Annotated in this window: 26 protein-coding genes; 10 read left to right on the top strand and 16 right to left on the bottom strand. The window is 69.1% G+C overall.

Features of this window, described 5'->3' with window-relative positions:
- Positions 1 to 22 precede the first annotated feature (22 nt).
- The 10 genes from BI335_RS03650 to BI335_RS03605 all read right to left on the bottom strand — a co-directional run bounded on the left by BI335_RS03650 (position 23) and on the right by BI335_RS03605 (position 9,235).
- Positions 23 to 733, bottom strand: a complete 711-nt coding sequence (locus BI335_RS03650) for a vitamin K epoxide reductase family protein (protein WP_208109111.1) — start codon at positions 731 to 733, stop codon at positions 23 to 25.
- The gene (locus BI335_RS03645; protein ID WP_094358684.1) at positions 730 to 1,461 is read right to left on the bottom strand and encodes a DsbA family protein; all 732 of its coding nucleotides are present in this window, start codon (positions 1,459 to 1,461) and stop codon (positions 730 to 732) included. The genes BI335_RS03650 and BI335_RS03645 overlap by 4 nt, the downstream gene beginning before the upstream one ends.
- A 69-nt stretch (positions 1,462 to 1,530) precedes the next feature.
- On the bottom strand, positions 1,531 to 2,268 hold the full coding sequence (locus tag BI335_RS03640; RefSeq protein ID WP_208109110.1) for a DsbA family protein: 738 nt from the start codon (positions 2,266 to 2,268) through the stop codon (positions 1,531 to 1,533).
- A 108-nt stretch (positions 2,269 to 2,376) separates the two neighbouring features.
- Entirely contained in the window at positions 2,377 to 3,135 is a 759-nt protein-coding gene (locus BI335_RS03635) for an iron ABC transporter ATP-binding protein (protein ID WP_094358682.1), read from the bottom strand.
- Complete coding sequence (locus BI335_RS03630; RefSeq protein ID WP_094358680.1) at positions 3,132 to 4,139, bottom strand: iron chelate uptake ABC transporter family permease subunit; 1,008 nt, start codon at positions 4,137 to 4,139, stop codon at positions 3,132 to 3,134. Before BI335_RS03630 ends, BI335_RS03635 begins: the two co-directional genes overlap by 4 nt.
- Complete coding sequence (locus BI335_RS03625) at positions 4,136 to 5,131, bottom strand: ABC transporter permease (protein WP_229119418.1); 996 nt, start codon at positions 5,129 to 5,131, stop codon at positions 4,136 to 4,138. The genes BI335_RS03630 and BI335_RS03625 overlap by 4 nt, the downstream gene beginning before the upstream one ends.
- Positions 5,128 to 6,072, bottom strand: coding sequence for a siderophore ABC transporter substrate-binding protein (locus BI335_RS03620; RefSeq protein ID WP_133625635.1), 945 nt, complete (start codon positions 6,070 to 6,072; stop codon positions 5,128 to 5,130). The genes BI335_RS03625 and BI335_RS03620 overlap by 4 nt, the downstream gene beginning before the upstream one ends.
- Positions 6,073 to 6,222: 150 nt before the next feature.
- On the bottom strand, positions 6,223 to 6,909 hold the full coding sequence (locus tag BI335_RS03615) for a pentapeptide repeat-containing protein (RefSeq protein ID WP_094429675.1): 687 nt from the start codon (positions 6,907 to 6,909) through the stop codon (positions 6,223 to 6,225).
- The gene (gene metB, locus BI335_RS03610) at positions 6,906 to 8,075 is read right to left on the bottom strand and encodes a cystathionine gamma-synthase (RefSeq protein WP_094429674.1); all 1,170 of its coding nucleotides are present in this window, start codon (positions 8,073 to 8,075) and stop codon (positions 6,906 to 6,908) included. Before metB ends, BI335_RS03615 begins: the two co-directional genes overlap by 4 nt.
- Positions 8,072 to 9,235 (bottom strand): aminotransferase class I/II-fold pyridoxal phosphate-dependent enzyme, encoded by a 1,164-nt coding sequence (locus tag BI335_RS03605; protein ID WP_094429673.1) that lies wholly within the window; start codon positions 9,233 to 9,235, stop codon positions 8,072 to 8,074. Before BI335_RS03605 ends, metB begins: the two co-directional genes overlap by 4 nt.
- Positions 9,236 to 9,397: 162 nt before the next feature.
- On the opposite strand from BI335_RS03605, the gene efp reads away from it, so the two are divergent.
- Both efp and nusB read left to right on the top strand, forming a co-directional pair.
- On the top strand, positions 9,398 to 9,961 hold the full coding sequence (efp, locus tag BI335_RS03600) for an elongation factor P (protein WP_094358670.1): 564 nt from the start codon (positions 9,398 to 9,400) through the stop codon (positions 9,959 to 9,961).
- Positions 9,948 to 10,457: a transcription antitermination factor NusB gene (nusB, locus tag BI335_RS03595; protein ID WP_229118078.1), complete on the top strand. Its 510-nt coding sequence runs from the start codon at positions 9,948 to 9,950 to the stop codon at positions 10,455 to 10,457. Before efp ends, nusB begins: the two co-directional genes overlap by 14 nt.
- On the opposite strand, the gene BI335_RS03590 is transcribed toward nusB, so the two are convergent.
- Positions 10,438 to 11,433: a sigma-70 family RNA polymerase sigma factor gene (locus BI335_RS03590; protein ID WP_172421713.1), complete on the bottom strand. Its 996-nt coding sequence runs from the start codon at positions 11,431 to 11,433 to the stop codon at positions 10,438 to 10,440. The genes nusB and BI335_RS03590 overlap by 20 nt on opposite strands.
- On the opposite strand from BI335_RS03590, the gene BI335_RS03585 reads away from it, so the two are divergent.
- Positions 11,387 to 12,502 (top strand): NAD(P)/FAD-dependent oxidoreductase, encoded by a 1,116-nt coding sequence (locus BI335_RS03585; RefSeq protein ID WP_094429671.1) that lies wholly within the window; start codon positions 11,387 to 11,389, stop codon positions 12,500 to 12,502. The two genes, BI335_RS03590 and BI335_RS03585, sit on opposite strands and share 47 nt — an antisense overlap.
- A 29-nt stretch (positions 12,503 to 12,531) precedes the next feature.
- Positions 12,532 to 13,623 carry an ATP-dependent DNA ligase gene (locus BI335_RS03580; protein ID WP_229119417.1) on the top strand — a complete coding sequence of 364 codons (1,092 nt, stop codon included), beginning with the start codon at positions 12,532 to 12,534 and terminating at the stop codon, positions 13,621 to 13,623.
- Between the two features lie 15 nt (positions 13,624 to 13,638).
- Here BI335_RS03580 and BI335_RS03575 read toward each other — a convergent pair whose 3' ends face one another.
- Positions 13,639 to 14,409, bottom strand: coding sequence for a DUF6585 family protein (locus tag BI335_RS03575; RefSeq protein WP_144009061.1), 771 nt, complete (start codon positions 14,407 to 14,409; stop codon positions 13,639 to 13,641).
- A gap of 59 nt (positions 14,410 to 14,468) precedes the next feature.
- Between BI335_RS03575 and BI335_RS03570 the strand changes: the two genes are divergently transcribed.
- From BI335_RS03570 to BI335_RS03560, 3 genes are read left to right on the top strand one after another with little or no spacing between them, the layout of a single operon-like run.
- Positions 14,469 to 15,122 carry a hypothetical protein gene (locus tag BI335_RS03570; RefSeq protein WP_229118870.1) on the top strand — a complete coding sequence of 218 codons (654 nt, stop codon included), beginning with the start codon at positions 14,469 to 14,471 and terminating at the stop codon, positions 15,120 to 15,122.
- Positions 15,119 to 16,381, top strand: a complete 1,263-nt coding sequence (locus tag BI335_RS03565; protein WP_172421710.1) for an MFS transporter — start codon at positions 15,119 to 15,121, stop codon at positions 16,379 to 16,381. The genes BI335_RS03570 and BI335_RS03565 overlap by 4 nt, the downstream gene beginning before the upstream one ends.
- Positions 16,378 to 17,196: an RCC1 domain-containing protein gene (locus BI335_RS03560; protein ID WP_094429668.1), complete on the top strand. Its 819-nt coding sequence runs from the start codon at positions 16,378 to 16,380 to the stop codon at positions 17,194 to 17,196. Before BI335_RS03565 ends, BI335_RS03560 begins: the two co-directional genes overlap by 4 nt.
- Positions 17,197 to 17,273: 77 nt before the next feature.
- Here BI335_RS03560 and BI335_RS03555 read toward each other — a convergent pair whose 3' ends face one another.
- From BI335_RS03555 to BI335_RS03540, 4 genes are all read right to left on the bottom strand, one after another.
- On the bottom strand, positions 17,274 to 17,921 hold the full coding sequence (locus BI335_RS03555; RefSeq protein ID WP_094358659.1) for a DJ-1/PfpI family protein: 648 nt from the start codon (positions 17,919 to 17,921) through the stop codon (positions 17,274 to 17,276).
- Positions 17,896 to 18,909, bottom strand: coding sequence for a GlxA family transcriptional regulator (locus BI335_RS03550; RefSeq protein ID WP_094429667.1), 1,014 nt, complete (start codon positions 18,907 to 18,909; stop codon positions 17,896 to 17,898). Before BI335_RS03550 ends, BI335_RS03555 begins: the two co-directional genes overlap by 26 nt.
- 72 nt (positions 18,910 to 18,981) lie before the next feature.
- Positions 18,982 to 20,355, bottom strand: coding sequence for an HNH endonuclease signature motif containing protein (locus tag BI335_RS03545; protein WP_172421708.1), 1,374 nt, complete (start codon positions 20,353 to 20,355; stop codon positions 18,982 to 18,984).
- 160 nt (positions 20,356 to 20,515) lie between these two features.
- Positions 20,516 to 21,676 carry an ROK family transcriptional regulator gene (locus tag BI335_RS03540; protein WP_144009060.1) on the bottom strand — a complete coding sequence of 387 codons (1,161 nt, stop codon included), beginning with the start codon at positions 21,674 to 21,676 and terminating at the stop codon, positions 20,516 to 20,518.
- A 171-nt stretch (positions 21,677 to 21,847) separates the two neighbouring features.
- Between BI335_RS03540 and BI335_RS03535 the strand changes: the two genes are divergently transcribed.
- From BI335_RS03535 to BI335_RS03525, 3 genes are read left to right on the top strand one after another with little or no spacing between them, the layout of a single operon-like run.
- On the top strand, positions 21,848 to 23,194 hold the full coding sequence (locus tag BI335_RS03535; protein WP_094425481.1) for an ABC transporter substrate-binding protein: 1,347 nt from the start codon (positions 21,848 to 21,850) through the stop codon (positions 23,192 to 23,194).
- The gene (locus BI335_RS03530; RefSeq protein WP_094358651.1) at positions 23,194 to 24,102 is read left to right on the top strand and encodes a carbohydrate ABC transporter permease; all 909 of its coding nucleotides are present in this window, start codon (positions 23,194 to 23,196) and stop codon (positions 24,100 to 24,102) included. Before BI335_RS03535 ends, BI335_RS03530 begins: the two co-directional genes overlap by 1 nt.
- Complete coding sequence (locus BI335_RS03525; RefSeq protein WP_094429664.1) at positions 24,099 to 24,989, top strand: carbohydrate ABC transporter permease; 891 nt, start codon at positions 24,099 to 24,101, stop codon at positions 24,987 to 24,989. The genes BI335_RS03530 and BI335_RS03525 overlap by 4 nt, the downstream gene beginning before the upstream one ends.
- Position 24,990: the final 1 nt, after the last annotated feature.

Raw genomic sequence — 24,990 nt, 5'->3', positions numbered from 1 at the left:
CCCGCTCGGCCGGCGGGCGGACTCAGGAGATCCAGAAGTCCCAGAAGCGGACCAGGATCAGCAGCCCGATGACCACATAGCCGAGCACGATCGGGAGCGCACCCACCGCACCGATCACCCGGCGTACCCCGGCACCCACCGGGATCCGGCCCTTCACCAGGTTGTCGCTGGTGACGAACCAGAACAGCGGGATCATCATCGCCCAGACGACCATGCAGTAGGGGCACAGGGCGCCGATCCGGTAGAGCGACTGGAAGGCCAGCCAGCAGATGAATCCGAGGCCGAAGGTGACCCCGGCCTGCAGACCCCACCAGATCCAGCGGGGCAGCGCGACACCGGCGGCGAGCACCACACCGAGGGCGATCACCGCCGCGAACCCGGCGATCCCGATCAGCGGATTCGGCAGGCCGAACGCCTCCGCCTGGGCGGAGTTCATGATCGAACCGCAGGACAGCACCGGGTTGATGCTGCAGCTCGGCTCGTAGTTCGGGTCCCGCAGCACCTGGATCTTCTCCAGCATCAGCACCAGCGCGGCCACCCAGGCGACCCCGGCGAGGGCGGCCATGATGATCCCGCCGGTGCGCCGGCTCAGACCGGCCGGCTGCTCGGGCTCATCGAACTGGTCCAGTTCGTCGAGCTGGTCCTGCTCGTCGAACCGGTCCTCCCCAGCCTCGGGCCGGCCGCCCTCCGGATCCCCGGTCGGGGCGGCCGCCCGGTCAGGAATCGTGCTCATCCGCCGGCCAGCGCCTTGTCGATGGCCCCGGTCAGATCCGCACTGGAGCGCAGCTGGAGCTGCTGACCGTTGACGAACACGGTCGGTGTGCCCTGCACCCCGAGCGCGGTGCCGTCGGCCTGGTCGGCCTTGATCCGCGCCTCGGTGGCCGGATCCTTGTACGCCGCATCCCAGGCGGCCATGTCGAGACCGAGCTCCTGGGCGAAGCCGCGGAACACCTCGTCCTGGGGCACCCGCTGCTCGGCCCACTGGGTCTGGGTCTCATACATCTTCTGATACATCGGCTCCCACTTGCCCTGCTGGCCGGCCGCCTCGACCGCCCGGGCGGACCGCATCGCGTTGAAGTGGCTCTCGATGGGGAAGTAGCGGACCACGAAGTTCACCCGGTCGCCGTAGGTCTCGCGGGCCTTCTCCATGGTCGGATAGAGCGCACCGCAGGCCTCGCACTCGAAGTCCAGGAACTCCACGACGGTGACCTTGGCGTCCGCCGGGCGGTTCAGATAGACGCTGTTGTCGCGGACCAGCTGCGCCGGACCCGCGGCCTCGGCCTGGCGGTCCTTGACCGTGTTGCCGACGGCGACGACGATCCCGATCACGATCGCGGCGAGCGCCAGCACCGATCCCGAGATGATGACATTGCGGCGGATGGCGGCCTTGCGCTTCCGCTCGGCCTCGATCGCGGCCGCACGCCGTCGGGCGTTGCGGGGCAACGGGGGCTTGTTGGGCATGGGGGTTCTCCTCTCCTGAAGGTCAACTCCTGGGAGAGCGCCCGGGTTCCCGACTTCGGCGGCCGGTTCTCACTGCTCGCCGAGGGCCTCCTCGATCGCCTCCGGAAGGTCGCTGTGACTGCGCAGCTGGAGCTGCTCACCGTTGACGAACACCGTCGGGGTGGCGCTCACCCCGAGCTTCTCCCCGTCGGCCTGATCGGCGGCCACCCGCTCCCGGGTCGCCGGATTGTTGTACGCCGCCTCCCAGCTCATCATGTCCAGGCCGAGCTCGCGGGCGAAGCCGCGGAACACCTCATCCATCGGCACCTGCTGGCCGGCCCACCGGTTCTGGTTCTCGAACATCAGCTTGTACATGCCCTCCCACTGGCCCTGGCGGCCGGCCGCCTCGACGGCCCGGGCCGCGGGCATCGCGTTGAAATGCCCATCCAGCGGGAAGTAGCGCATCACGAAGTTGACCCGGTCGCCGTAGCTGGCCCGGGTCTGCTCCATCGTCGGGTAGAGGGCGGCACAGGCCGGGCACTCGAAGTCCAGGAACTCGACGACGGTCACCTCGGCGTCCGGCACCCGGTTCAGGAAGACGCTGTCGGCGCGGACCAGTTCGGCCGGCGGCCCGGCGGCCAGTCGCCGCTCGCGGGCGGTGTTGCCGAGCAGCACGACGACGCCGATGACCAGGGCGCTGACCACCATCACCGAGGCCGAGATGATGATGTTGCGGCGCACGGCGGCGCGCTGTCTCTGGCGGGCCTCGAGCAGGATGGCGCGGCGCCGAGCGTTCCGGGGAAGCGGCGGCTGGGACTTCTTCGACATGTGGGGACTCCTCTCAGCCGAACAACTCCGACCCCACCGCCGCGGTTCCCGTCCCAGCCGGTCGGCGCGGGAGATTCTGCTCTCTGGAACCAGTCGTGGTGCCTGCGGTCAGGTCCACTGCCAGGCGAGCCGCTGACCGTCGATCTGGTGCACCCGCAGCGGCGTACCGAAGACCTCGCTGAGCACCTCGTCGGTGACGATCTCCGCCGGCGGGCCCTCGGCCAGCACCCGGCCGTCGCGCAGGGCGACGATCCGGTCGGACCAGCAGGAGGCGAAGTTGATGTCGTGCACCACCACCACGATGGTCTTGCCCAGCTCGTCGGCGGCCCGGCGCAGCTGCGCCATCATCGCCCGGGAATGCGACAGGTCGAGATTGTTCAGCGGTTCGTCGAGCAGCAGATAGTCGGTGTCCTGGGCCAGCACCATCGCCACGAACGCCCGCTGCCGCTGACCGCCGGACAGCTCGTCCAGGTAGCGATCGCGCAGCCCGGTCAGGTCCAGATAGGCGAGCGCGGCCTCCACGACCTGCCGGTCGTGCCCGGTCAACCGACCCTGGCTGTGCGGATAGCGACCGAAGGCGACCAGCTCACCCACCCGCAGGCGTACCGTCAGATGATTGTCCTGCTTGAGCACGGCCAGGATCCGGGCCAGTTCCCGCGAGTCGCACTGCGCCACATCCAGATCGGCGACCCGCGCCGAACCGTGGTCGGCGGACAGCAGCCGGGCCATGATGCCGAGCAGGGTCGACTTCCCGGCGCCGTTCGGGCCGATCAGCGAGGTGATGCCGCCGGGGGCGAGGGTCAGGGTGACCCCGTCCACGACCACCGAGGTGCCGTAGCTCTTGGTCACCGATTCCAGCTGGATCATGCGTACTTCCTTCGTCCCGCGCCGATCAACATCGCCAGGAACACCAGCCCGCCGATGAACTCGACCACCACGCTGAGCACGGTGCCCAGCCCGAAGACCTGCTGCAGCAGGGTCTGCCCACCGACCAGGGTGAGCACCGCCAGCAACCCGGCCAGCGGCAGCGTCACCGCGTGCCGGTGCGTACCGGCCAGCTGGTACGCCAGATTGGCCACCAGCAGACCGAAGAAGAGGATCGGCCCGACCAGCGCCGTGGAGACCGACACCAGGACCGCGACCAGCACCAGCAGCCGCATCGTGGCGCGGCGATGGTCGACACCGAGCGAGCTGGCCAGGTCCGGGCCGAGGGCGATCACATCGAGTTCGGCCCGCCGCCGCCAGGCCAGCACCGTGCAGACCGCGACCACGACCGCGGTCAGTGCGAGCAACCGCGGGTCGACCCCGCTGAAGGAGGCGAAGAGCCGCGACTGCAGCACCAGGTAGGCATTCGGATCCATCACCCGCTGCAGCAACGAGGTCGCCGAGCGCAGCAGGGTCCCCAGCACCAGCCCGACCAGCACGGTGACATGGATGGAGCGACGCAGCCGCCCGAAGATCCAGCCGAACAGGCTGATGCCGAGCCCGGCCATCAGCACCGTGGTGACCAGGAACTGGCCCACCGGTGGCAGCTGCAGCGAACCCAGCACCCCGAGGAAGAACACCAGCGAGGTCTGCAACAGGGCATAGAGCGCGTCGAAACCCATGATCGCCGGGGTCAGGATCCGGTTGGTGGTGATGGTGTGGAACAGCACGGTGGACAGCGCGATCGCCCAGCCGACCAGCACCATCGCGGCCAGCTGCGGACCGCGGTAGGCCATCGCGAAGGCCACATTGCCCGAGGTGCCGATCGTCAGGTACGCCGCAGCGGCCGCGACGGTGAGCCCGGCCACGCTCGCGATCCGGACACCCGGCCGCGGGCCGCGGCGTACGCTCGATCCGGTCGACGCGGAGGTGCGCAGCGCGGTCATCGAGGCCCCTTGCGGTGCAGCAGCAGGGCCAGGAAACCGGCGGCGCCGACGATCCCGACGATCACCCCGACCGGGATCTCGTAGGGGTGGTTCAGGGTGCGGGCCAGCAGATCGCAGGCCAGCACCAGGCTGGCACCGGCCAGCGCGACGACCGGCAGCGAGCGGCGCAGGTTGTCCCCGAGCAGCAGCGAGACCACGTTCGGCACCACCAGCCCGAGGAAGGGCAGGGCGCCGACGACGACCACGCAGACCGCGGAGCAGACCGAGACCAGCACCAGCCCGAGCCGGACCACCGCCCGGTGGTTCAGGCCCAGGTTGGTGGCGTGGTCGCGGCCAAGGCCGGCCGCGGTGAAGCGGTCGGCGTAGAACCAGGTCACCACCAGCGCGGCGCCGGCCAGCCAGAGCAGTTCGAAGCGGCCGCGCAGCACCCCGGAGAAGTCACCGGTGAGCCAGGTCGTCAACGTCTGCAGCAGATCAAGCCGGTAGGCGACGAAGGTGGTCGCGGCCGAGATCACCCCCGACAGCATGATCCCGACCAGCGGTACCAGCACGGTGCCCTCGGCCGGCGGGATGCGCTTGAGCACCTGCAGGAAGAGGGCGGTGCCGAGCAGTGCGGTACCGACGGCGATCACCATCTTCCCGGCGACCGGCATCGACGGGGTGAGCACGGTGGCGATCAGCAGGCCGGCGCCGGCGGCCTCGGTGGTGCCGACGGTGGCCGGTTCGACGAACCGGTTGCGGACCAGCAGCTGCATCAGCAGGCCCGACATCGCCATCGCCGCACCGGCGAGCAGCACCGCGGCGGTGCGCGGGATCCGCGAGACGACCAGGATCTGCCCGCTCAGCTCGGCGGCGCCGACGAACAGCGACAGCACCGCGAGCCCGGCGGTGAGCAGCAGGGCAGCGGCGAGTACGCCGACCAGGCGGCCCCGGCTGGTTGCCGGGGCCGCCTCGGCGGACGCCGTCGGGCTGGTCAGGTCGAGCAGGGTCACGAGGTGCGCAGTCCCTGCTCCAGTTCGGCCAGCTGCGCCTCGGCGTTGGCCAGGCCGTGCATGGCGATGTACCAGCGGCCGCCGTCGAGCTGGATCACCTTCTGGTTGCGCCAGGCGTTGGTGCCGCGGACCAGTTCGTTGTCCAGCACCTGCATCGCGTTCTGGCCCTCCTTGCCGATCGCGGCATCCCGGTCGACGACGAAGAGCACGTCGGGGTTGGCCTGGGCGAGCTGCTCGAAGCTGACCGGCTGGCCGTGCGAGATGTTCTCGATGCCGTCGACCGCCTGCGGTACGCCGAGTCGGCTGTGGATGATGCCGAAGCGGGAGGCCGGCCCCTGCAGGGTGACCTTGCCGGCCGAGGTCATCACGATCAGGCCCCGGCCCGCCTGGGCGGCGGCCGGCTTGAGCGCGTCGGCGCGCTGCCGCAGCGCCTCGATCCGGGTGTTCACCGCGTCGGTGGCGCCGAGGGCCTGGCCGATGATGCCGGCGGCCTTGGCGTTGCCCTCGACGAAGTCGAGCTCCTGGGGGTAGGTGACGTCGATGGTGGGCCAGAACTTGGTCAGCTCGGGATACTTCTTCGCCGAGCGGAAACCGATCACGACCAGGTCCGGCTTGGCCTGGTTGAGGGCCTCCAGGTTCGGCTCCTGCAGGGTGCCCAGGTCGGTGTACTTCTCGTCGCGGAACTCGCCGAGGAAGCCCGGCAGCGCCTGCTTGGGCAGGCCGACGACCCGGTCGGCGAAGCCGAGTGCCTTGATGGTGTCCAGGGCGCCGAAGTCGAGCACGGCGATCCGCTGCGGTGATCCCTTGAGTTCGGTGCTGCCCTGGGCGTGGGTGATGGTCTGGGTCTCAGCGCCGCCGGCGGCGCTGCCGCCGGTGGACTGCCCGCAGGCGCTCAGCAGGAGCACCCCGATCAGGGCGAGCAGGGACATCAGTCGGGTCAAGGGAACTCCTCGGGTCGTGCGGGGGCTTAGTTCTGCCTAAATAAATTAGGTAAGGCGACCCTAACCCGAGAATGTGAGCGGATGCCAATCCGTTCCGCAGGGTGGAAGCGTGACGGCCAGTCCGGCAGCCAGATCAGTCCGGCAGCCAGATCAGTCCGACAGCCAGATCCCCAGATCGGCGGCGAGCACGTGCGCGAGCACGACCGGGTCGCTGTCGGTCACCTCGGCGCCGCGCAGCTGGCTGAGACCGCTGATCCGCTGCAGTTCGCAGCCGGCCAACCGCAGCCGTTCCCGCGGACCGGGATTGCCCCACTGGGTCTCGCTCAGATCGCAGCGGAGGAACTCGACATCGGTGCAGCGCGCCTCGGACAGCTCGGTGCCGACCAGCACGCAGTCGACCAGGCGGACCCGGCGCAGCACCGCCTGCCGCAGATTCGCCATCCGCAGGGTGCAGCCGACGAACTCGATGTCGGTCAGCGTGGCCGCAGCCAGGCGTACGCCGATCATCCGGCAGTCGCTGAAGACGACCCGCTCCATCGACCCGCGAACCAGCTCGGTGTTCGCCAGATCCACCCCGGTGAAGGTGGAGTCGACCCAGCGGGACCGATGCCAGCGGGAATCGGCCAGGCTGCCACCGGTGAAGGTGCAGCCACCGATGTCGGTGTTCTCGGTGTCGGCCTCATCCAGGGCGGCCCCATCGACCTGCAGGTCGTTCAGATAGCCGTCCGACTGGAGCTCGTCGGCGACCAGCCGGCGCGGCGTGGTCTCGGCCGGTCGTGGTGCGGCTGGGGTCCGCGGACGCCCGGGGCCCGGGGCCCGGCCGCGGGCGCGGTTCATGCGTCCACCGCGGCGGCGCGGGCCAATCCGGCACGGACGTCGGCGACCAGATCGTCGGTCTCCTCGATACCGACCGAGAGGCGCAGCAGGCCGGGGGTGATGCCGGCCTCCCGCTGCACCTCGGGGGGCATCGCCGCATGCGTCATCAGGCCGGGATGGCAGACCAACGACTCGGTACCACCCAGCGACTCGGCCAGACTGAAACAGGCCAGACCGTCCAGGAATGCTTCCACCGCAGGGATTCCGGACAGCTCGAAGCTGAGCATGCCGCCGAAGCCCTGCTGCTGCCGGGCCGCCAGCTCGTGGCCGGGATGCTCGGGCAGACCGGGATAGTGCACCGCGCCGACCGCCTCGTGGCCGATCAGGGTCTCGACCACCGCGGCGGCGTTCTGCTCGTGCTGACGCATCCGCAGCGGCAGCGTCCGCAGCCCGCGCAGGGTGAGCCAGGCATCCAGCGCCCCGCCGGTGGTGCCGAGGGTGTTCGCCCAGTAACCGATGGTCTCGGCCAGCTCGGGCTCCCGGGCCACCACGGCGCCACCGACGACATCGGAGTGCCCGTTGACGTATTTAGTGGTGGAGTGGATGACCAGGTCCGCGCCGAGATCCAGCGGTTGCTGCCGCACGGGGGAGCAGAAGGTGTTGTCCGCGGCGACCAGCGCACCCGCCGCGTGGGCGGCCTCGGTCAGCGTGGCGATGTCGGTGATCCGCAGCAGCGGGTTCGACGGGGTCTCCAGCCAGACCAGGGTGGGCCGCAGTTCGCGCAACCGGGCCGCCGCGGCCGCGGTGTCGGTGAAGTTCAGCACGACCAGTTCCAGGTGCTGACGCTCGGCGAGCCGGGCGAACAGCCGCCAGGTGCCGCCGTAGCAGTCGTGCGGGATGGCGACGGTGTCCCCGGGTTCGGTGCAGGCCAGCACCGCGGTGGTGACCGCACCCATCCCGGTCCCGGTGATCACCGCGGGCTGACCGCCCTCGAGGATCCCGAGCGCGGTGCCGAGCAGGTCCCGGGTCGGGTTGCCCGACCGGGAGTAGTCGTAACCACCGCGCCGGTCCGGGGTCTCGAAGCGGTAGTTGGTGCTGACATGGATCGGTGGGACGACCGCACCGACGGAGGTGTCCCACTCCAACCCGGTGCGGATGGCCCGGGTGAGCCGGGAGATCTCGGTCATCGGCGTTCCCCCAGGGTGGCGAGCCGGCGGGCGGCCTCGGTGAGCACATCGGCCCGCTTGGCGTAGCAGAAGCGCACGTAGTTCTTGGCACTCTCCGGATCGGTGTAGAAGACTTGCGAGGGGATCGCGCCGACCCCGATCTCACCCGGAATCCGTTCACAGAAGTCGATTCCGTCGCGATAACCGTGACCGGAGATGTCGGCGATCACGAAGAAGGTGCCCTCGCTGGGGTGCACCTGCATGCCGGCCGCCTCCAGCCCGGAGATCAGCTGATCGCGGGCCTGCTGGTAGCGCACCCGCTGCCCCTCGAACCAGTCCCTCGGCAGCCGGAGGCCGGCGGCCACACCGAACTGCAGCGGCGTGCCGTTGGTGAAGGTCATGTTCTGCTTGGTGATCAGCACGTCCTTGAGCAGCCTCGCGGGCCCGCTCAGCCAACCGATCTTCCAGCCGGTGACCGCGAAGGTCTTGCCGGCCGAGGAGATCGTCACGGTGCGCTCGGCCATGCCCGGCAGGGTGGCGATCGGGATGTGCGGGCGGTCGAAGGTGAGGTGCTCATAGACCTCGTCGGCGAGCACCAGCAGGTCGAATTCCTGTGCCAGGGCGGCGATCCCGGCGAGCTCGTCGGCGCTCAGCACGTGGCCGGTCGGGTTGTGCGGGGAGTTCACGACCAGGATCCGGGTACGCGAGGTGATGGCGGCCCGCAGCTCGTCCAGATCGAGCGAGTAGCTGGGTTCGTGCAGTCGGACCTGCTTGAACACCCCGCCCGCCATCGCCACCGCGCCGGAGTAGCAGTCGTAACTGGGCTCCAGGGCGATCACCTCATCGCCCACGTCGCAGAACGCCAGGATCGCGGCGGTCATCCCCTCGGTCGCACCGGCGGAGATGATCACCTCGGCCTTCGGGTCCAGCTCGATGTCATAGAACTCGCGCTGGTGCTGGGCGACCGCCTCGCGGAGCGCCGGGATGCCGACCCCGGGGGCGTACTGGTTGTGCCCGGCGGCCATCGCCTCGGCCGCGGCGTCGAGGACCTCCCGTGGTCCGTCGATATCGGGAAAGCCCTGACCCAGGTTGATCGCATCGTGCTCCACGGCGAGCGCGGTCATCGGCGCGAAGATCGTCTCACCGAAACCGCGCAGCCGGGGGACGAGTGGGTTTTCCATGGCTCTCCTCGAATCGTGGGTCGGGTTCTTCGGCCATGCCGGCGCCACCGGATGGATTGGTCCGACGATAGCGGCGTGCCGGACGATAGCCGCTAGACTGTCTCGTCGGTCGGCGTCTCGCACGCCCAGTCGTAAATCGCGGTACAGACGAAAGGCAGGCGCGTGGCATCCACCAACGACATCAAGAACGGCATGGTGCTCAATCTCGACGGGCAGCTGTGGCAGGTGCTCTGGTTCCAGCATCACAAGCCGGGCAAGGGCAATGCCGTGGTGCGCACCAAGATCAAGAACGTGCTGACCGGCAAGACGGTGGACAAAACCTTCAACTCCGACTCCAAGGTCGACACCGCCACCGTGGACCGTCGGGAGATGCAGTACCTCTACCACGACGGCGCCGGGTTCGTGTTCATGGACACCACCACCTACGACCAGCTGAGCCTGCCCGATGATGTCGTCGGCGACGCCAAGAACTACCTGCTCGAGGAGCAGACCGCGACCGTCGCCACCCACGAGGGCAACCCGCTGTTCATCGATCTGCCGGCCTCGGTGGAGCTGGTGATCACCTACACCGAACCGGGCCTGCAGGGCGACCGGTCCACCGGTGGCACCAAGCCGGCCACCCTGGAGACCGGCAAGACCATCCAGGTGCCGCTGTTCCTCACCCAGGGCGAGAAGGTCAAGGTCGACACCCGCACCGGTGACTATCTCGGCCGTGTCGGGAACTGATCGGGCCGTGGCCGGCAAGAACGGACGGATCGAGCACGACGGTCTCGAACTCGAGCTGATCGGGCCGGCCCCGAACCAGGGGCCGGCCCGCCAGCCGTCCACGCGCACCAAGGCCCGCAAGCGCGCCCTGGACATCCTCTTCGAGGCCGAGTTGCGCGGTATCGACCCGCTGGAGCTGCTCACCGAGCGGCGCAGCGAGGAGAACACCCCGCCGGTGCGGGTCTACACCAGTGAACTGGTGCACGGCGTGGTCGACCACCGCGACGAGATCGACACCGCGATCACCGGTGCACTGCGCCCGGGCTGGACGCTGCAGCGGATGCCGCGCATCGACCGCAACCTGGCCCGGATCGCGCTCTTCGAGGTGCTGCACACCGACCTGGCCGACAAGATCGCGGTCGCCGAGGCGGTCGCGCTGGCCGAGGAGCTGTCCACCGACGACTCGGCGAGTTTCGTCAACGGTCTGCTCGGTACGCTCACCGAGCCGACTGGCTGAGAGTTCCCACAGGCCGGATCACCACCCATACCTGGGTGATCGTCGAGGCTGATTCGTCGAGATCCGCGGTGAGCCACAGTTGCTGGTCGTCGAAGCGGAGTTCAACACCCGCCGCGCCATCGAGCAGCACCGAGCGGCGGTGGGTGAATGCTGGCATCCGTCCGGCTCGGCGCAGACCCTCCAGCAGGCCGAGCACGCGCCGCCGACCGTGCAGACCGGCGGGTGCGACACCGGCAAGGCCGCCGCCATCGGTCCACACCGAGACCTCGGGGGCAAGCAGATCGAACAGGCGGTCGAGATCGCCGCCCGCCACGCCGTCCACGAACCGCTCGACCAGCGCCCGCCGGTCGACCTCGGTCGTCTCGTACCGCGGCTGGCCGGCCCGGACATGGTTCCGTGCCCGGCTGGCCAGTTGCCGGACGGCGGCGGGCTCGCGATCGAGGATCGTGGCGATCTCGCTCAGCGGATAGCCGAACCCCTCGTGCAGCACGAACACGACTCGTTCCAACGGAGAGAGGGTTTCCACGACCTTCATCAGCGCGAACGACAGGTCGTCGCGGGCCACCGCGTGATCCTCGGGGGAGAGCCGGGCGTCCTGCACGATCGGATCCCACAGCTGGATCCGCTTCTCCCGTTCGCTACGCAGCTCGGTCTGCTTGCGGAGGCGTAACGCGCCGTTGGTCACGATCCGAACCAGATACGCCTTGGGGTTCTCGATGGCGCGGTGATCCACAGCGGTCCAACTCAACCACGCGCCCTGGACCACATCCTCGGCATCCAGGGCACTGCCCGTGATTCGCCGGGCGATCGCGAGCAACAGACCATGATGCTGGGCAAAGGTCGGATCCATGCCGGCCATTCTGCCTGTCCCTGGTTCGGCCGGGTGGCGCCGCGATGTCACACTTTCGCCCCGGGACGACTCCTGATCGATGACGGCGCGAAGGCGCACGAGACTGGAGGAAATGGTGAAACACATCGTCATCGTCGGCGGCGGTTACGCAGGGGCGACTGCGGCACATTGGCTCGCCCGGCTTGGCCGCCAGCGAAGCAGAGTGACCCTGATCAATGAACGTGCCGAGTTCAGCGAGCGAGTGCGGATGCATCAGTTGGCGAGCGGGAAGATGCTCCCGACGCGTCGGTTGGCGGAGCTGAGCGCCCGGGTCCGCCTGATCGTGGGCCGGGTGGAACGGGTCGATCCGGCGGATCGCCGGGTTCTGCTCGCTGGCGGGGGCACGGTGTCCTATGACTCGCTGATCCTGGCCCCGGGAAGCGCGGCCCGGCAACCCGGCTTCGAGGTCTCCGGTCCACTCCATTCGGTGGCGACCCACCAGGAAGCACTGCGCTTGCGCGCCGCCGTCGCCAGCACCGTCGTCGGCGATCCGGTGACCGTGATCGGGGCGGGGCTGACCGGACTCGAACTCGCGACCGAGCTCAGCGCAGTGGGACATCGGGTCCGGGTGCTGGAGAGTGACACTCTCGCCGCCTGGGCACACCACCGAGCGCGGAGGTGGTTGCGTGCGGAGTTGCCCCGGCTCGGGGTCGAGCTGGTGGCGACGACGGTGCGCGGTGTCGAAGCGGGCCTGCTCCAGACCGACCTCGGTGAGCTGCGGAGTGCCCTGACCGTCTGGGCAGGGGGGTTCGTGCCGCCGGATCTGCTGGGCGACTGCGGCCAGTTGAACGAGCGTGGGCAGCTGATCGTCGATCGGGCGCTCCGGGTCCCCGGCCATCCCGAGGTGCTGGTGGCCGGCGATTCGGCAGGGGTGGTCGATCAGGCAGGGCGGCCGTTGCGGATGGCCTGTCAGACGGCGGTGCCGATGGGTGCGCGGGCGGCAGGCAACGCTCTGCGGATCGTCCATGGCCGCCCGGTGCAGCGGTTCCGGATGCGCTACGTGGGAACCAATCTGGCACTCGGGCCGGGCCATGGGCTGACCCAGGTCAGCGACTTCGATGACTCACCGCTACCGGTGTACTTCACCGGGCCGGCCTCCGCCCGGGTCAAGGAAATCGCGTCCCGCGGCGCGGCCTGGTCAGCGACTGGAGGCTGAGCCTGCGGTGACGGTCTACGCTGACCGGCATGCTGTCGATGGACCTGCCGCTGACGCCGATGTTGGCCCGGGTTGCGGAGCACATTCCGGCGGGGATGGCGTACGAACCCAAATGGGACGGCTGGCGCTGTGTGCTGGCCCGCGACGGTGGCGAGGTACGGCTCTGGAGCCGGCACGGTACCGAGCTCACCGCACACTTCCCCGAGCTGGTGGCGGCCGCCGCGGAGCAGTTGCCGGAACGCTGCGTCGTCGACGGGGAGATCATCATCATCGCCGGCGACCGGTTGGACTACACCCGGCTCGCCGGGCGGCTGGCGGAGGTGAGCCGGGCCGCGACGCTGGCCCGGGAATCACCCGGCACGTTGCTGATCTTCGATCTGCTGGCACTCGATGAGCACCAGTTGCTCGATCTGCCCTGGGAGGTACGCCGCGAGCTGCTGGAGCAGATCGGCGACGGACTGCAGGCGCCGCTGCTGCTGTCCCCGGTGACCCGCGACGAGGAACTGGCACACGACTGGTTCGACCGCTTCGAGGGGGCCGGACTGGATGGGGTGGTGGCCAAACCGCTCGGTGGCCGATACGCCCCCGGGCAGCGCGGCTGGCTGAAGATCAAGCACCGCCGGACCGCGGATGTGGTGGTGGCCGGGTACCGGCTGGACCGGACCTCGACCCCGGAACGCCCGCAGCTCGGGTCGCTGCTGCTCGGGCTCTTCGACGAGCAGGACCAGCTGCATGCGGTCGGGGTCTGTGCCGGTTTCCCGGGTGCGATCCGCGGTGAGCTGGCCGAGATGTTCGCCGCCCTGGAGCAGCATCCCGGTGATCCCGCGTACGAAGGGCATCCGTGGAGCCCGCGGTCGGCTGCCCGCACCGGGGTCCGGGTGCCGGACCATGTGACCCGCTGGAGCCGGCCCCGCGACCAGGCACATCTGATCTGGCCGCCGCTGGTCGCCGAGGTCGGCTTCGACCAGCTGCACGATGAGGTGCGGTTCCGCTCGAACACCAGCTTCCTGCGCTGGCGGGTCGACAAGGACCCGCTCGGCTGCCGCTTCGACCAGCTCGAACCGCCGGTGCGCTTCGACCTGGCCGCGATCCTCGCCGACGCCACCCCCGACGAGTCGTGAGCACCCACGGGCGGTTCAGGTCCAGCTGAGCCCGGTCCGGGCCGACAGGATCGCGGCGAGCGCACGGAAGCCGCTGGTCGAGTTGACGGCGGCACCGATCCCGCCGTCGGAGAGCTGGGCCATCCACTCGCCGTTGCCGATGAACCGCAGGCCGGTGATCTCGGAGTAGGGGACCAGCTTCTTGCCCTGCTGGATGCCCTCCGCGGTGAGCACCACGGTGCCGAAGTGCACGCTCTCACCGTCGGCGAGCAGCTCCTGCATCAGCGGCAGATTGGCATCCAGCCACAGCGTCCCGACCCGGTCGGTCACCACACCGCGGTCGTAGTTGCCGGGGAAGGTGTAGCGGTCCCGGTCGTCACCCAGGGCGATGGAGACCAGCTGCTTCGTCCCCTTCCGGTAGTGGCGTTCCTGCCACCGGGCACCGACGAACGGAATGACCTTGCCGACGGTGTCCCCGCGGACGGTGACCAGCCCGTCACGATAGAGCTGCATCCCGCGGCCGGTGAACGGCAGCGACCACAGGCCACCGACGAGACGATAGAACCCCGCCATGCAGAGCACCGCCGCCACGATGGCCAGCACGATCACCCACCCGGTGCCCATGCCACGCAGATTGCTGTAGAGCAGATATCCCGCCACCAGACCGAGTGGCAGCAGCACCAGGCCGCTGACCAGGGTGGTGACGGTCTTCCCGATCGGGTCGGAGGCCCACCCGATGACGTGGGCACCGAGGTCGGCCTGCTCGGCGGCGGCCCGGGCTGCTGGGGTTTCGGCGATCTCCTGCATCGTGAGCATTCTCCGCGTCGATGGGGTCATCGGCCCCGCCGCTCGGTAGCCTCGGCCGCATGTCTTCCAACCATCCCTCCGGCAATCACCCCTACGACCCCGGTTTCGGTGGCCAGCCCCAGCCCGGGCCGCCCGCCCAGCTGGACCGGATCGCCATCCGCCAGCGGATCGCGATGACCATCAATCGCTACGAGGTCCGGGTGCTGGATGCCAATGGTCAGGAGGGCGCGCTGCTGGCACTGGCCGAGCAGAAGCGTTTCAAGATGAAGGAGCAGATCACCTTCTTCAGCGATGAGACCAAGCAGCGGCCGGTGTTCACCATGAACGCCCGCCAGATCCTCGACGTGGCACCGACCCTGGACATCGCCGACGCCTCCGGTCAGCCGCTGGGCTGGATCCGCAAGGAGTTCGGCGCCTCCTTCATGCGCAGCACCTGGACCGCCGCCGACGCCTGGGGCAATGAGTACACCGGGACCGAGCGGAGCCAGTTCTTCGCGATCCTTCGCCGGGTGATCGATCTCGGCTTCTTCGCGAACTTCTATCACTTCGATTTCACCGCCCCCGACGGGCAGCCGGTGCTGCACCAGTCGCGGGCCACCAGCCTGCGGGACATGTACGCGATCGATCTGCCGGCGTTCAACGGCGGCCACCGGTTGGACTGGCGGCTCGCGGCCGGGATCGGTGTCGCACTGGATGTGATGCAGGCGCGGTGAGCGAGACCGGCGAGGGGCGCGAGGGAAGCGCGGAGCGCTCACAGGAGCAGCCGCGGATCCTGCGCACGCTGCTCACCTCGCAGGTGCTCGGCAGCCTCGGTACCGGGGCGGCCACCTCGCTCGGTTCGATCATCGCCTACCAGGTCACGAGTTCCGAGGCGCTGGCCGGGATCTCGCGGACCGTCGCGCTGCTCTCCACGGCCGCCTTCGGCGTACCGCTGGCGATGCTGGCGGTACGCCGGGGGCGGCGGCCGGCGCTGACCCTGGGTTATGGGCTGTCGTTCCTGGGTGCGGTGCTGCAGGTGCTGGCGATCGCCCGCAGCAGCCTGGTGATCCTGGTGCTCGGGCTGGCGATCTTCGGTGCCGGCCAGGCCGCGGCGCTGCAGGCCCGGTTCGCCGCCACCGATCTGGAGGCGCCCGATCGGCGTACCCGGTCGCTGTCGCTGGTGGTCTGGGCGACCACGGTCGGGGTGGTGCTCGGACCGAATCTCGTGCTGCCCGGTGAGCCGCTCGGCCGGGTGCTCGGGCTGCCGCCGATCGGTGGACCCTATGTGATCACCGCGGCGGCGATGCTCGCCGCGACGCTGGTGGTGTGGTTCCGGCTGCGGCCCGATCCGCTGGTCCGGGCCGGGGGAGTGCACGCCGGTGGGGGCCGCGGACCGGGGCTGCCGTTGCGGGTGGTGCTGGGGCGGGTGATGGCCGACCCGCTGCCCAGGTTCGCGTTCTGGGCGACCGTGCTGAACCACATGGTGATGGTGGTGGTGATGACGATGTCGGCGGTGCATCTGACCAATCAGCAGCACGCGCTGACCCTGATCGGTCTGACGATTTCACTGCACACGTTGGGAATGTACGCGTTCAGCCCGCTCGTCGGGCGGCTCGCCGAACGGTTCGGGATGGTGCGCTGTCTGCTGTTCGGGCAGGGGCTGAACGCCGTCGCGCTGACGCTGTGCTTCCTGGCCGGCGGGTCGATGACGCTGATCGCGGTCGGGCTGTTCCTGCTGGGGTTGGGTTGGTCGTTCGGGATGGTGTCGGGGTCCGCGCTGCTGACCCGGACGGTCGATCCGGAGGTACGGACCCAGGCGCAGGGTGCCACCGACACCTTCATGAGCCTGTTCGCCGCGCTCGGTGCGGGGGCCGCCGGGCCGGTGATGGCCGGCTTCGGGTTCGCCTGGCTGAGCGTGGTCTCGCTGATCTGCCTGCTGCCGATCCTCGCGCTGGCCACCCGGTTGCCGCGGATCCGCGGGAGCGAACTGTGATCGCAGCCGGCCGGCGGCACTCGGTCGGTCGGCGTGCCGACGGCACGCTCGTCGCCGTCGGCAACGGTGCGGCGGGGGAGTTACGGGTCGACGACTGGAGCGGGGTGATCGGGGTCGCCGCCGGCAACGTGCACACCGCCCGGAACACCGGCCGCTCACACACGGTCGGGTTACGCGGGGACGGGACGGTGCTGGCCACCGGCTGGAACGGCGACGGGCAGTGCGAGGTGGCGGGTTGGCGCGGTGTGACCTCGGTGGCTGCGGGCTGGCGGCGTACGCTCGGCGTGCTCGCTGATGGCCGGGTGCTGGCGGCCGGCCGGGGCGCCGAGGGGGCGTGCGAGGTCTCCGGGTGGCGTGAGATCGTCCAGGTTTCCTGCGGTGATTGGCATTCGGTGGGTCTGCGGGCGGACGGGACGGCGGTCGCGGTGGGCAGCGATCAGCGCGGCCAGTGCCGCGTCGATGAGTGGCGCGAGCTGGTCGGGGTGGCCGCCGGTTATCTGCACACGGTCGGCGTACGCCGCGACGGCACCGTGGTCGCAACCAATCCCGGAGCCTGGGATGTGACCGGCTGGCGCGACGTCGTGGCGGTGGCCGCGGGCAGCTATCACACCCTCGGGCTGACGGCCGCCGGCCAGGTGTTGGCCGCGGGTTCGAACGACTGTGGTCAGGGCGAGGTCGGGGACTGGGAAGGAATCGTCGCGATCGCCGCCGGTTCCCTGCACTCGTTGGGATTGCGCGCCGACGGGACGGTGCTTGCCACCGGTGACAACGCCGACGGCCAGTGCGATGTCGGCGATTGGACGCTCATCGAGTAGCGCCGCTCCCGTTCATCGAGTAGGTCGCGCAGCGACCGTGTCGAGATGAACCCGCCCGACCCCGAACCCACCCCGGGTCAGGCGTTCGGCCCCTGCAGGATGAACCGGCTCCGGGCCCGCAACTCGGCCACGATGTCTCCGGGTGCCTTGTCCGCGGAGCCGGCCGCATAGGGCGGCTGTGGGTCGTACTCGATCTTGAGCTGGATCGACTGCGCGACCCGGTCGCCGGTGATCTTCCCGGCAAGGGTGAGTGCCATGTCGATGCCGGAGGACACCCCGGCGGCGGTGACGTATTTGCCGTCGACCACGACCCGCTCCCTGACGGGGGTGACATCCCACTTCCGGAGCTGGTCGACGGCGAGCCAGTGGGAGGTCGCGCGGCGACCGGTGAGCAGCCCGGCCGCGGCCAGGATCAGCGAACCCGTGCAGACCGAGGTGGTCCAGCTGCTGGTGCGATCGACCGAGCGCAACCATTCGTGCAGGGGACCATCGGTCAGCTGATCCGCCTCTCCTGGCCCACCCGGTACGAGGACGATGTCCGGGCTGGTGACCTCCTCGAGGGTGGCGTCGGCCACCAGTGCGAGGTTGCCGCTCTCGTTGCGTACCGGGCCGGTCTGCTCGCTGACGAAGAGGACCTCCCCGCCTGGGAGGTTGTTCAGCACGTCGTAGGGGCCGACTGCGTCGAGCGCGGTGAAACGGTCATACAACAGGATCGCGATCTGCATGATTCTCCATGGTGGTTGGGATCTGACGGGTCTGGAATCGACACCGGTACTCGGCCGGCCCCACGCCCAGACTGCGCAGGAATGCGCGCCGCATCGCTTCGGGCGTACCGAAACCGCAGTGGCGTGCGGTGGTGCCGACGTCGTCGTCGGAGTCCTCGAGGCGGCGGCGGGCGGCCTCCAGGCGGAGCTGGTCGACGTAACGTCCCGGGGAGACGCCTACCTCGGCGGTAAAGGCGCGGGTGAAGTGCCGCGGTGAGAGGTTTGCGCGTGCGGCGAGGGCGTCGATCGATAGATCGGCCTCCGGGTGTTCGGTCATCCACTGCTGCAGCTCGCGCAGTGGTTCGCGTTCGGCGATCTGGTTGGCGAGCTGGACGCTGAACTGCGCCTGGTTGCCGGGGCGGCGCAGGAAGACGACCAGGTGTCGGGCGATGTCCAGTGCGGCGACGCGACCAAGGTCCTGCTCGACCAGCGCCAACGCGAGGTCGATGCCGGAGGTCACCCCGGCCGAGGTCGCGATCGGGCCATCCAGGATGTAGATCGGGTCCGACTCGACCCGGATATCGGGGTAGCGCTCGGCGAGCACGTCGCAGTGGCTCCAGTGCGTCGTCGAGCGCCGACCGGTGAGCAGGCCCGCTTCGGCCAGCAGGAACGCACCCGTGCAGACCGAGGCGATCCGGGTTGCGGCCGACCCGTGCCTCGTCAGCCAGTCGATCAGCGCGGGCGGCGGTCGCCGGGTGCCCTGGCCTCCGGGGACGACCAGCAGGTCGGGTGGGTCCAACTCGGTCAGGTCGCGGTCGGGCGTGATCTGCAGACCGCTCGAGGTGCGCACCCGTTCCCCGCCGAGACTCGCGGTCGTCAGCGCGTACGCCGGTTCGCGACCCTGGGCGGTCTGCCACTGGTTGGCACCGGCGAACACCTCGAGCGGCCCGGTGACATCCAGGCTCTGCACACCTTCGAACAGGACCAGGTGCACCGTGCGGGTTCGCATGCCGTTCATGCTGGCCCACCCGGATGATGACCACAACGTCGAATAACCCACCTTTCCGGCCATCGATACTCGTCAATGGTCGTCATCGCCGATCGGACGCTGCCGCAGGCGATGCCGCAGATGCCGTCGGGGTCGACGGTTCCGGTCAAGTGCGCGTGGTGGCAGGAACTCCGGTAGGTGGTCTTCGGGGTTGAGGCGGACCTCCCAGCGGTTCTCGTTGTGGAGTTGGGTACGCGAGGGTTCCACCAGGGCGTGGTGGTAGGGGCAGAGGAGTACGCCGTTGTCGAGGCTGGTGGGTCCGCCGCACCACCAGGGTCGGATGTGGTGGGCGTCGCAGCGGCGGGCGGGATGGTCACAACCGGGGAAGATGCAGCCGCCGTCGCGGGTGACGAGGGCGGCGCGGAGCTCGCCATCGAAGAACCGGTGGAGCTGCCCCACATCCAGGGGGATGCCGAAGGAGTTGAGGACCATCGGGATGATTTCAGCGTCACAGGCGAGCAGGCGTAGCTGTTGGGCTGACATGCGTCCGGTGGGGGTGTCGGTGCAGTCGATGCCGCGGCGGAGGGTGTCGAGGTCGACGGTGACGTTCACCCGGGCGCGATCGGAGCCACGGGCGGGTGCGTGGTTCGCGTCGGCGTGGGCCTGGGCGAGTTCCATGAGTGCGTCGGCGCGGCGCATCGCCCGCGATGGGCGGCCGCCACACAGCGCGCAGGACGGACCGGTGCAGTAGGTCCCGCACAATGGTGGTTCGTCTTTGCGGTGTGTGTCGACCAGTGAGTCGAGTAGTGCGGCCAGCTTCTCGCCTTCGGCGATCGGGACTCGGCCCTTGATGATTGTGGAGCCCATGCCGTCGGGGTGCAGGTGGAGTTCGCGGTTGCGGCGAGCGGTGCGTTCTTCCAGTTCCAACCGGTGCTCGAGGAGGGCGTCGGCGTGCTCGGCGTCGATGACCTCGATCAAGCGGTGACCGACGACGGTGAGCTCGGCCGGGTCGAGCCGATCGGCGTGGTCGAGCATGGTCCGCTGCGCTTCGGTTTCCCTGCCTGGTGGGAGTTCCGGCGGGAGGTGCTTCATGGCACCGAGGATGGCGGTTGCCTGGCGGGGTGAGACGGTGGCGTCGGCGAGGCCCTGCCAGACCACCGGTGCGTTCACCGTGCGGATGGCCTCGCGCAGGATGCCGGCAGTGTGGTTCGAGGCGTAGGCGTGGCGTTCCCGCAGCCAGGTCGTCGTGCGGACTCCGTGCACGTGTTGGCTGGCCCCGGAGGTGTCGATGTCGGCCAGGGTTCGCATGGCGAGGGCGTGAGCGCGGGCGGTGATGCGTTCGCTGATCTCACCGAGGTGGAGAAGTTGTTCGTCGGTGAGCGGGCGGGTGTCCATGGCGGTGAGTCGGCGCAGCAGATCGTCGACCGCTTCGGCGGTGGTGATCGGATCAGCTGCGGTGCTGTTCATGCTCCCCATTCAACAGAGGGGGTCTGACAGTTTTCGCCCGGATTTCCCGTCCAGCAGAGAGATTCTGAAATCTGTGGACAACTTTTAGGGGTGGGTTCATCTCGACACGCCAGCCATTGCTCCGCTGTGCTGCGCATGGCTGGCTACTCGATGAACGTGGTCAGGGGAGGTCGGCGATCAGTTCGTTGACGCGCTCGGGGGCGTACACGGTCTTGTTCACCAGCCAGACCAACCCGAGGGTGCCGGCGAGCGCGCCCTGGGAGCCCGGGCGCAGCACGGTGTTCTCGTTCACCCGGTGCAGCGTGAAGTCGCGGATCGCGGTGGCCAGCCGATCGCTGATCCATGGGTGCCGCCCCAGGTAGCCACCGAAGACGACCTCGTCGGGGTTGAGCGTCTGCACCAACCCGGCCAGCGTGTGCCCGAAGGTGCGGATCGCGGTGTCGAACCACTCGGTGACCTCGGCATCCCCGGCATCGAGCAACTCGATCGCATCGGTCAGCGTGTCCACCCGGCCGGAAAGGTCGCGCAACAAGGCATTCCCGGAGGTGTACGCCGCCAGGCAGCCGTGGTTCCCGCAGGTGCACAGCGGCCCGCCGTCGGAGAGCCGCAGGTGTCCGATGTCCCCGGTCGCGCCGATCGAACCGCGCAGCATCTGGCCGTGGGTGACCACCCCGGCCCCCAGGCCGGAGGCGTACTTGATGCCGAGGAAGATCCCGTCGCGACCGCCCGCCGCGGCGTACTCGCCGAGGGTCAGCACCCGGGCGTCGTTCTCGACACAGGTCGGCACCTTGAAGCGTCGCACCAGATCATCGACCAGGGGATAGCCCGCATCGGGCATCGCCACCGTCGGCCAGCGCACATCCCCCGGTGCCTGCACCGGCGCCGGAATGCCCAGCCCGACGCCGATCAGCCGCCCACTCTGTTCGGCGAGCAGGGGATCGGCGACCGAGGACAACCGGGCCAGCAACTCGGCCGGGCCGGGATGCTCGAGTGTCACCTCCGTGCCGGCGAGCACGGTCCCGTCCAACCGGCACACCGAGACCGTCGCCCGGGTCTGGCCGACGTCGAGGGTGAGCACCAACCGATCCCGGTCGTCGAACCGCACCAGCTTCGGCGGCCGCCCGCCCGACGACGACTCCTGGCCGGCCTCGTGGATCAATCCGGCACGCTCCAACAGGTCCAGCCGCTGATACAGCGTGGACCGCGACATCCCGGTGACCTGCAGCAGATCCTGGCGGGTGATGCCGTCGGCCTCGCGGATCTCCTGCAGCAGCGCGCCACAACTCGCCGCGCCGCGCGGCTCGATCCCTCGTTCGCCCACCGGCAACCTCCCTCGGCCCGACCGAGTGCGAACTCGGTCGTTGGACAGTCTCCCCCGTGGGTAACGATCGTGCACACGCAGGCCACGGGGATTGACGATCCATCCTCCACCTGCTTATGTTTCAGCGCAAGACAGAAGTTGCAGGGGCACCAACTACGTCAGGAGACAAAGATGTCGAATCCCGCCAGTCTTTCCCGTCGGCGCGTTCTCGGCCTCGGCCTCGGCGCGGCCGCCACCATCCCGTTCGCGGGCGCGCTCGCCGGCTGTGCCGGCGCCTCGACCACCGGCGGTGGCGGTGGTGCCGGTTCGATGCAGTTCTACGGCACCCAGTTCAGCCAGGTCGAGGAGAAGCAGCGCTACGAGGCGATCGTCAAACAGTTCCTGACCGACCCGCCGGTGAGCTACAACGTCGCCCCGTCGACCAGCGAGTTCCTGACCCAGATCAAGACCCAGGTGCAGGCCAACAAGGTCGCCTTCGACCTGGTGGGCGGGCTCTACGGCGACCTCGCGCCGGTCGCCGACCAGTTGGAGGACGTCAGCGACCTGACCGGCGCCGCGACCGCTGCCGGCGTACCCGAGGACCTGATCCAGCTCGGCAAGCTGAACGGGTCCACCCAGAAGTTCATCCCCTGGATGCAGGCCACCTATGTGGTCGCGGTGAACAAGAAGGCGCTGCAGTGGCTGCCGGCCGGCGCCGATGTCAACAACCTGACCTACGACCAGTTCCTGGCGTGGGCGAAGGCGGCCCAGGCCGCGAACGGTGGCAAGGGCGTGTTCGGGCTGCCCTGCGGGCCGAAGGGCCTCTACCACCGCTTCTTCCAGGGTTACCTGCTGCCCAGCTTCACCGGTGGCCAGATCACCACCTTCGCCGGCCCGGATGCCCAGCAGGCATGGTCGTACATGAAGGAACTCTGGGCGGCGATGAACCCGGCCTCCACCAACTACGACAACATGCAGGACCCGCTGGCCAGCGGTGAGGTGCTGGTCGCCTGGGACCACGTCGCGCGGCTCGTCGGCGCACCCAAGGCCAAGCCGGAGGACTGGGTGATGGTGCCCGCACCGACCGGGCCCAAGGGTCTCGGCTACATGCTGATCGTGGCCGGCCTGGCCATCCCCAAGGGTGGCGACCGCACCAAGGCCAACAAGACCATCGAGTCGTTGCTCAAGGCCGATGTCCAGAACGCGACCCTGAAGGAGAACGCGTTCTTCCCCGTCATCAAGGGAGATCCGCCCGCCGACCTGCCGCCGGCGGTCAAGCTCGAATCCGCCGCGGTGACCGCGCAGCAGAACAACCCCAAGGCGATCGTCGCGCTGCCCCCGGTCGGTGTCGGCGCCAAGGACGCCGAGCTCGGTCAGGCCTTCAAGGACACGTTCACCCAGATCTGCCTGCAGAACAAGCCGATCCCCGAGGTGATCGCGAACCAGGCCAACGTGATCCAGAAGATCCTCGATGAGGTCAAGGTGCCCTGCTGGGCGCCCGATCCGAGCAGCAACGGTCAGCCCTGCAAGGTGGGCTGATGGCCTCGACCGCAACCGTCAGCCGATCGACGCAACCAGCAGCACCGCGTCGCGGCGGACGGCCCCGTTCGCGCAGCACCTCGGCCTGGTTGTTGATCCTGCCGTCGGTGCTCTACATGCTGCTGCTCTTCGCCTATCCCATGGTGATGGGCATCGTCGCCGCCTTCACCGGCTCCGACGGGTTCACCATGGACCACTGGCAGCGGATGGTCAGCGACGCCAAGTTCTGGCCCGCGGTGCGCAACACGCTGCTGCTGATCGTTGTGGTGATCCCGCTGCAGTTCGTGTTCGCCCTGACGATGGCGCTGCTGCTGCAGGCCCGCCCGAAGTTCAGCGGCTTCTATTTCTATCTCTGGGCGGTGCCGCTGGCGGTCTCCGATCTGGCCGCCGGTCTGGTCTGGCTGTCGATCTTCGCCGATCGTGGCTACCTCAACTCGGTGCTCACCAACCTCGGGTTGCCGACGGTGTCCTGGCTTAACTACCAGAGCACCTCGACGATGTTCCTGGCGGTCGTGCTGGCCGAGATATGGCGGGCCACCTCGCTGGTGCTGGTGATCGTCGTCTCCGGTATGCAAGGGATTCCGAAGGATTACGACGAGGCGGCCGCGGTCTTCGGGGCGGGCTACTTCACCCGGCTCCGGCAGGTCACCCTGCCGCTGCTGCGCCCCTCGCTGCAGGTGGCGCTGATCCTGCGGACGATCCTGGCCTTCCAGACCTTCGCGGTCGCCCAGGCGCTCACCGGGGAGAGTTTCCCGCTGCTGGTGGGGGAGACCTATCGCTGGTACGCCAGCCTGCAGAATCCCAATGTGGCCTCGGCGTACGCCCTGGTGATCATGGCGATCTCGATGCTCACCGCGGTCATCTATCTGCGTGCGCTGCGGGACCAGTCCCGGGAGGTGACCCGATGAGCACGACCCAGTCACAGGCACCGAATCCCGCCGCCGGTGGTGGCGCCGGGCGGATCCAGGTCGACAAGAAGCCGTTGCAGGCACTGAAGCGGCGCCGGGCCTGGCTGCAGGTCGCCTGCATCGCGGTGTCGCTGTTCATGTTCGTGCCGATCTATCTGATCGCGGTGGCCGCGTTCAGCTCCCGGGAAGGGCTGAACACCTTCCCGCAGGCGCTCTGGCCGAAGTATTTCTCGACCGAGACGATGAGCACCTTCCTGGCCTCCTCGGGCATCATCGGCGGGTTGATCAACTCGCTCTACGTCGGCATCGGTACGCTCATCCTCTCCTCGGTGGTCGGTGCTCCGGCGGGGTACGCCATCGCCCGCTTCGCCTTCCGTGGCAAGGATCCCTACCAGTTGTTCCTGCTGTTCACCCGGGCACTGCCGATCGTGGTGCTCTCGGTGCCGCTGGCCCAGCTGTTCCTCACCGTCGGCATCTACGACACCCCGCTCGCGGTGATCCTGCTGCACTCGGCGCTGTCCTTGCCGACCACCATCCTGATCACCTCCAGCGTCTTCCTGGCGGTGCCGGTGGACGCGGAGGAGGCGGCCCGGATCTTCGGTTGCAGCCCGGTGAAGGCGTTCCTGAAGGTGGTGCTGCCGCTGGCCCTGCCGGGCATGGCGGCGGCGTCGATCTTCACCTTCGTCGGCTCCTGGAACGAGGTCCTCGGTGCCACCATCCTGACCTTCACCCAGCGCACGCTGCCGGCCCAGGTGCTGAGCTCGCTGTCGGATTCGCCGCTGGCGTTCCGCTTCGCCGGCGGCCTGTTCCTGGTCATTCCCGCGCTGATCTTCATCGCGATCATGCGCAAGTACCTGCTCAACATGTGGGGCACGACCATCCGCTGAC

The sequence above is a fragment of the Enemella evansiae genome, from assembly GCF_002250705.1.
GTDB lineage: Bacteria > Actinomycetota > Actinomycetes > Propionibacteriales > Propionibacteriaceae > Enemella > Enemella evansiae.
This window is presented reverse-complemented; position numbering and strand designations above follow the sequence as displayed.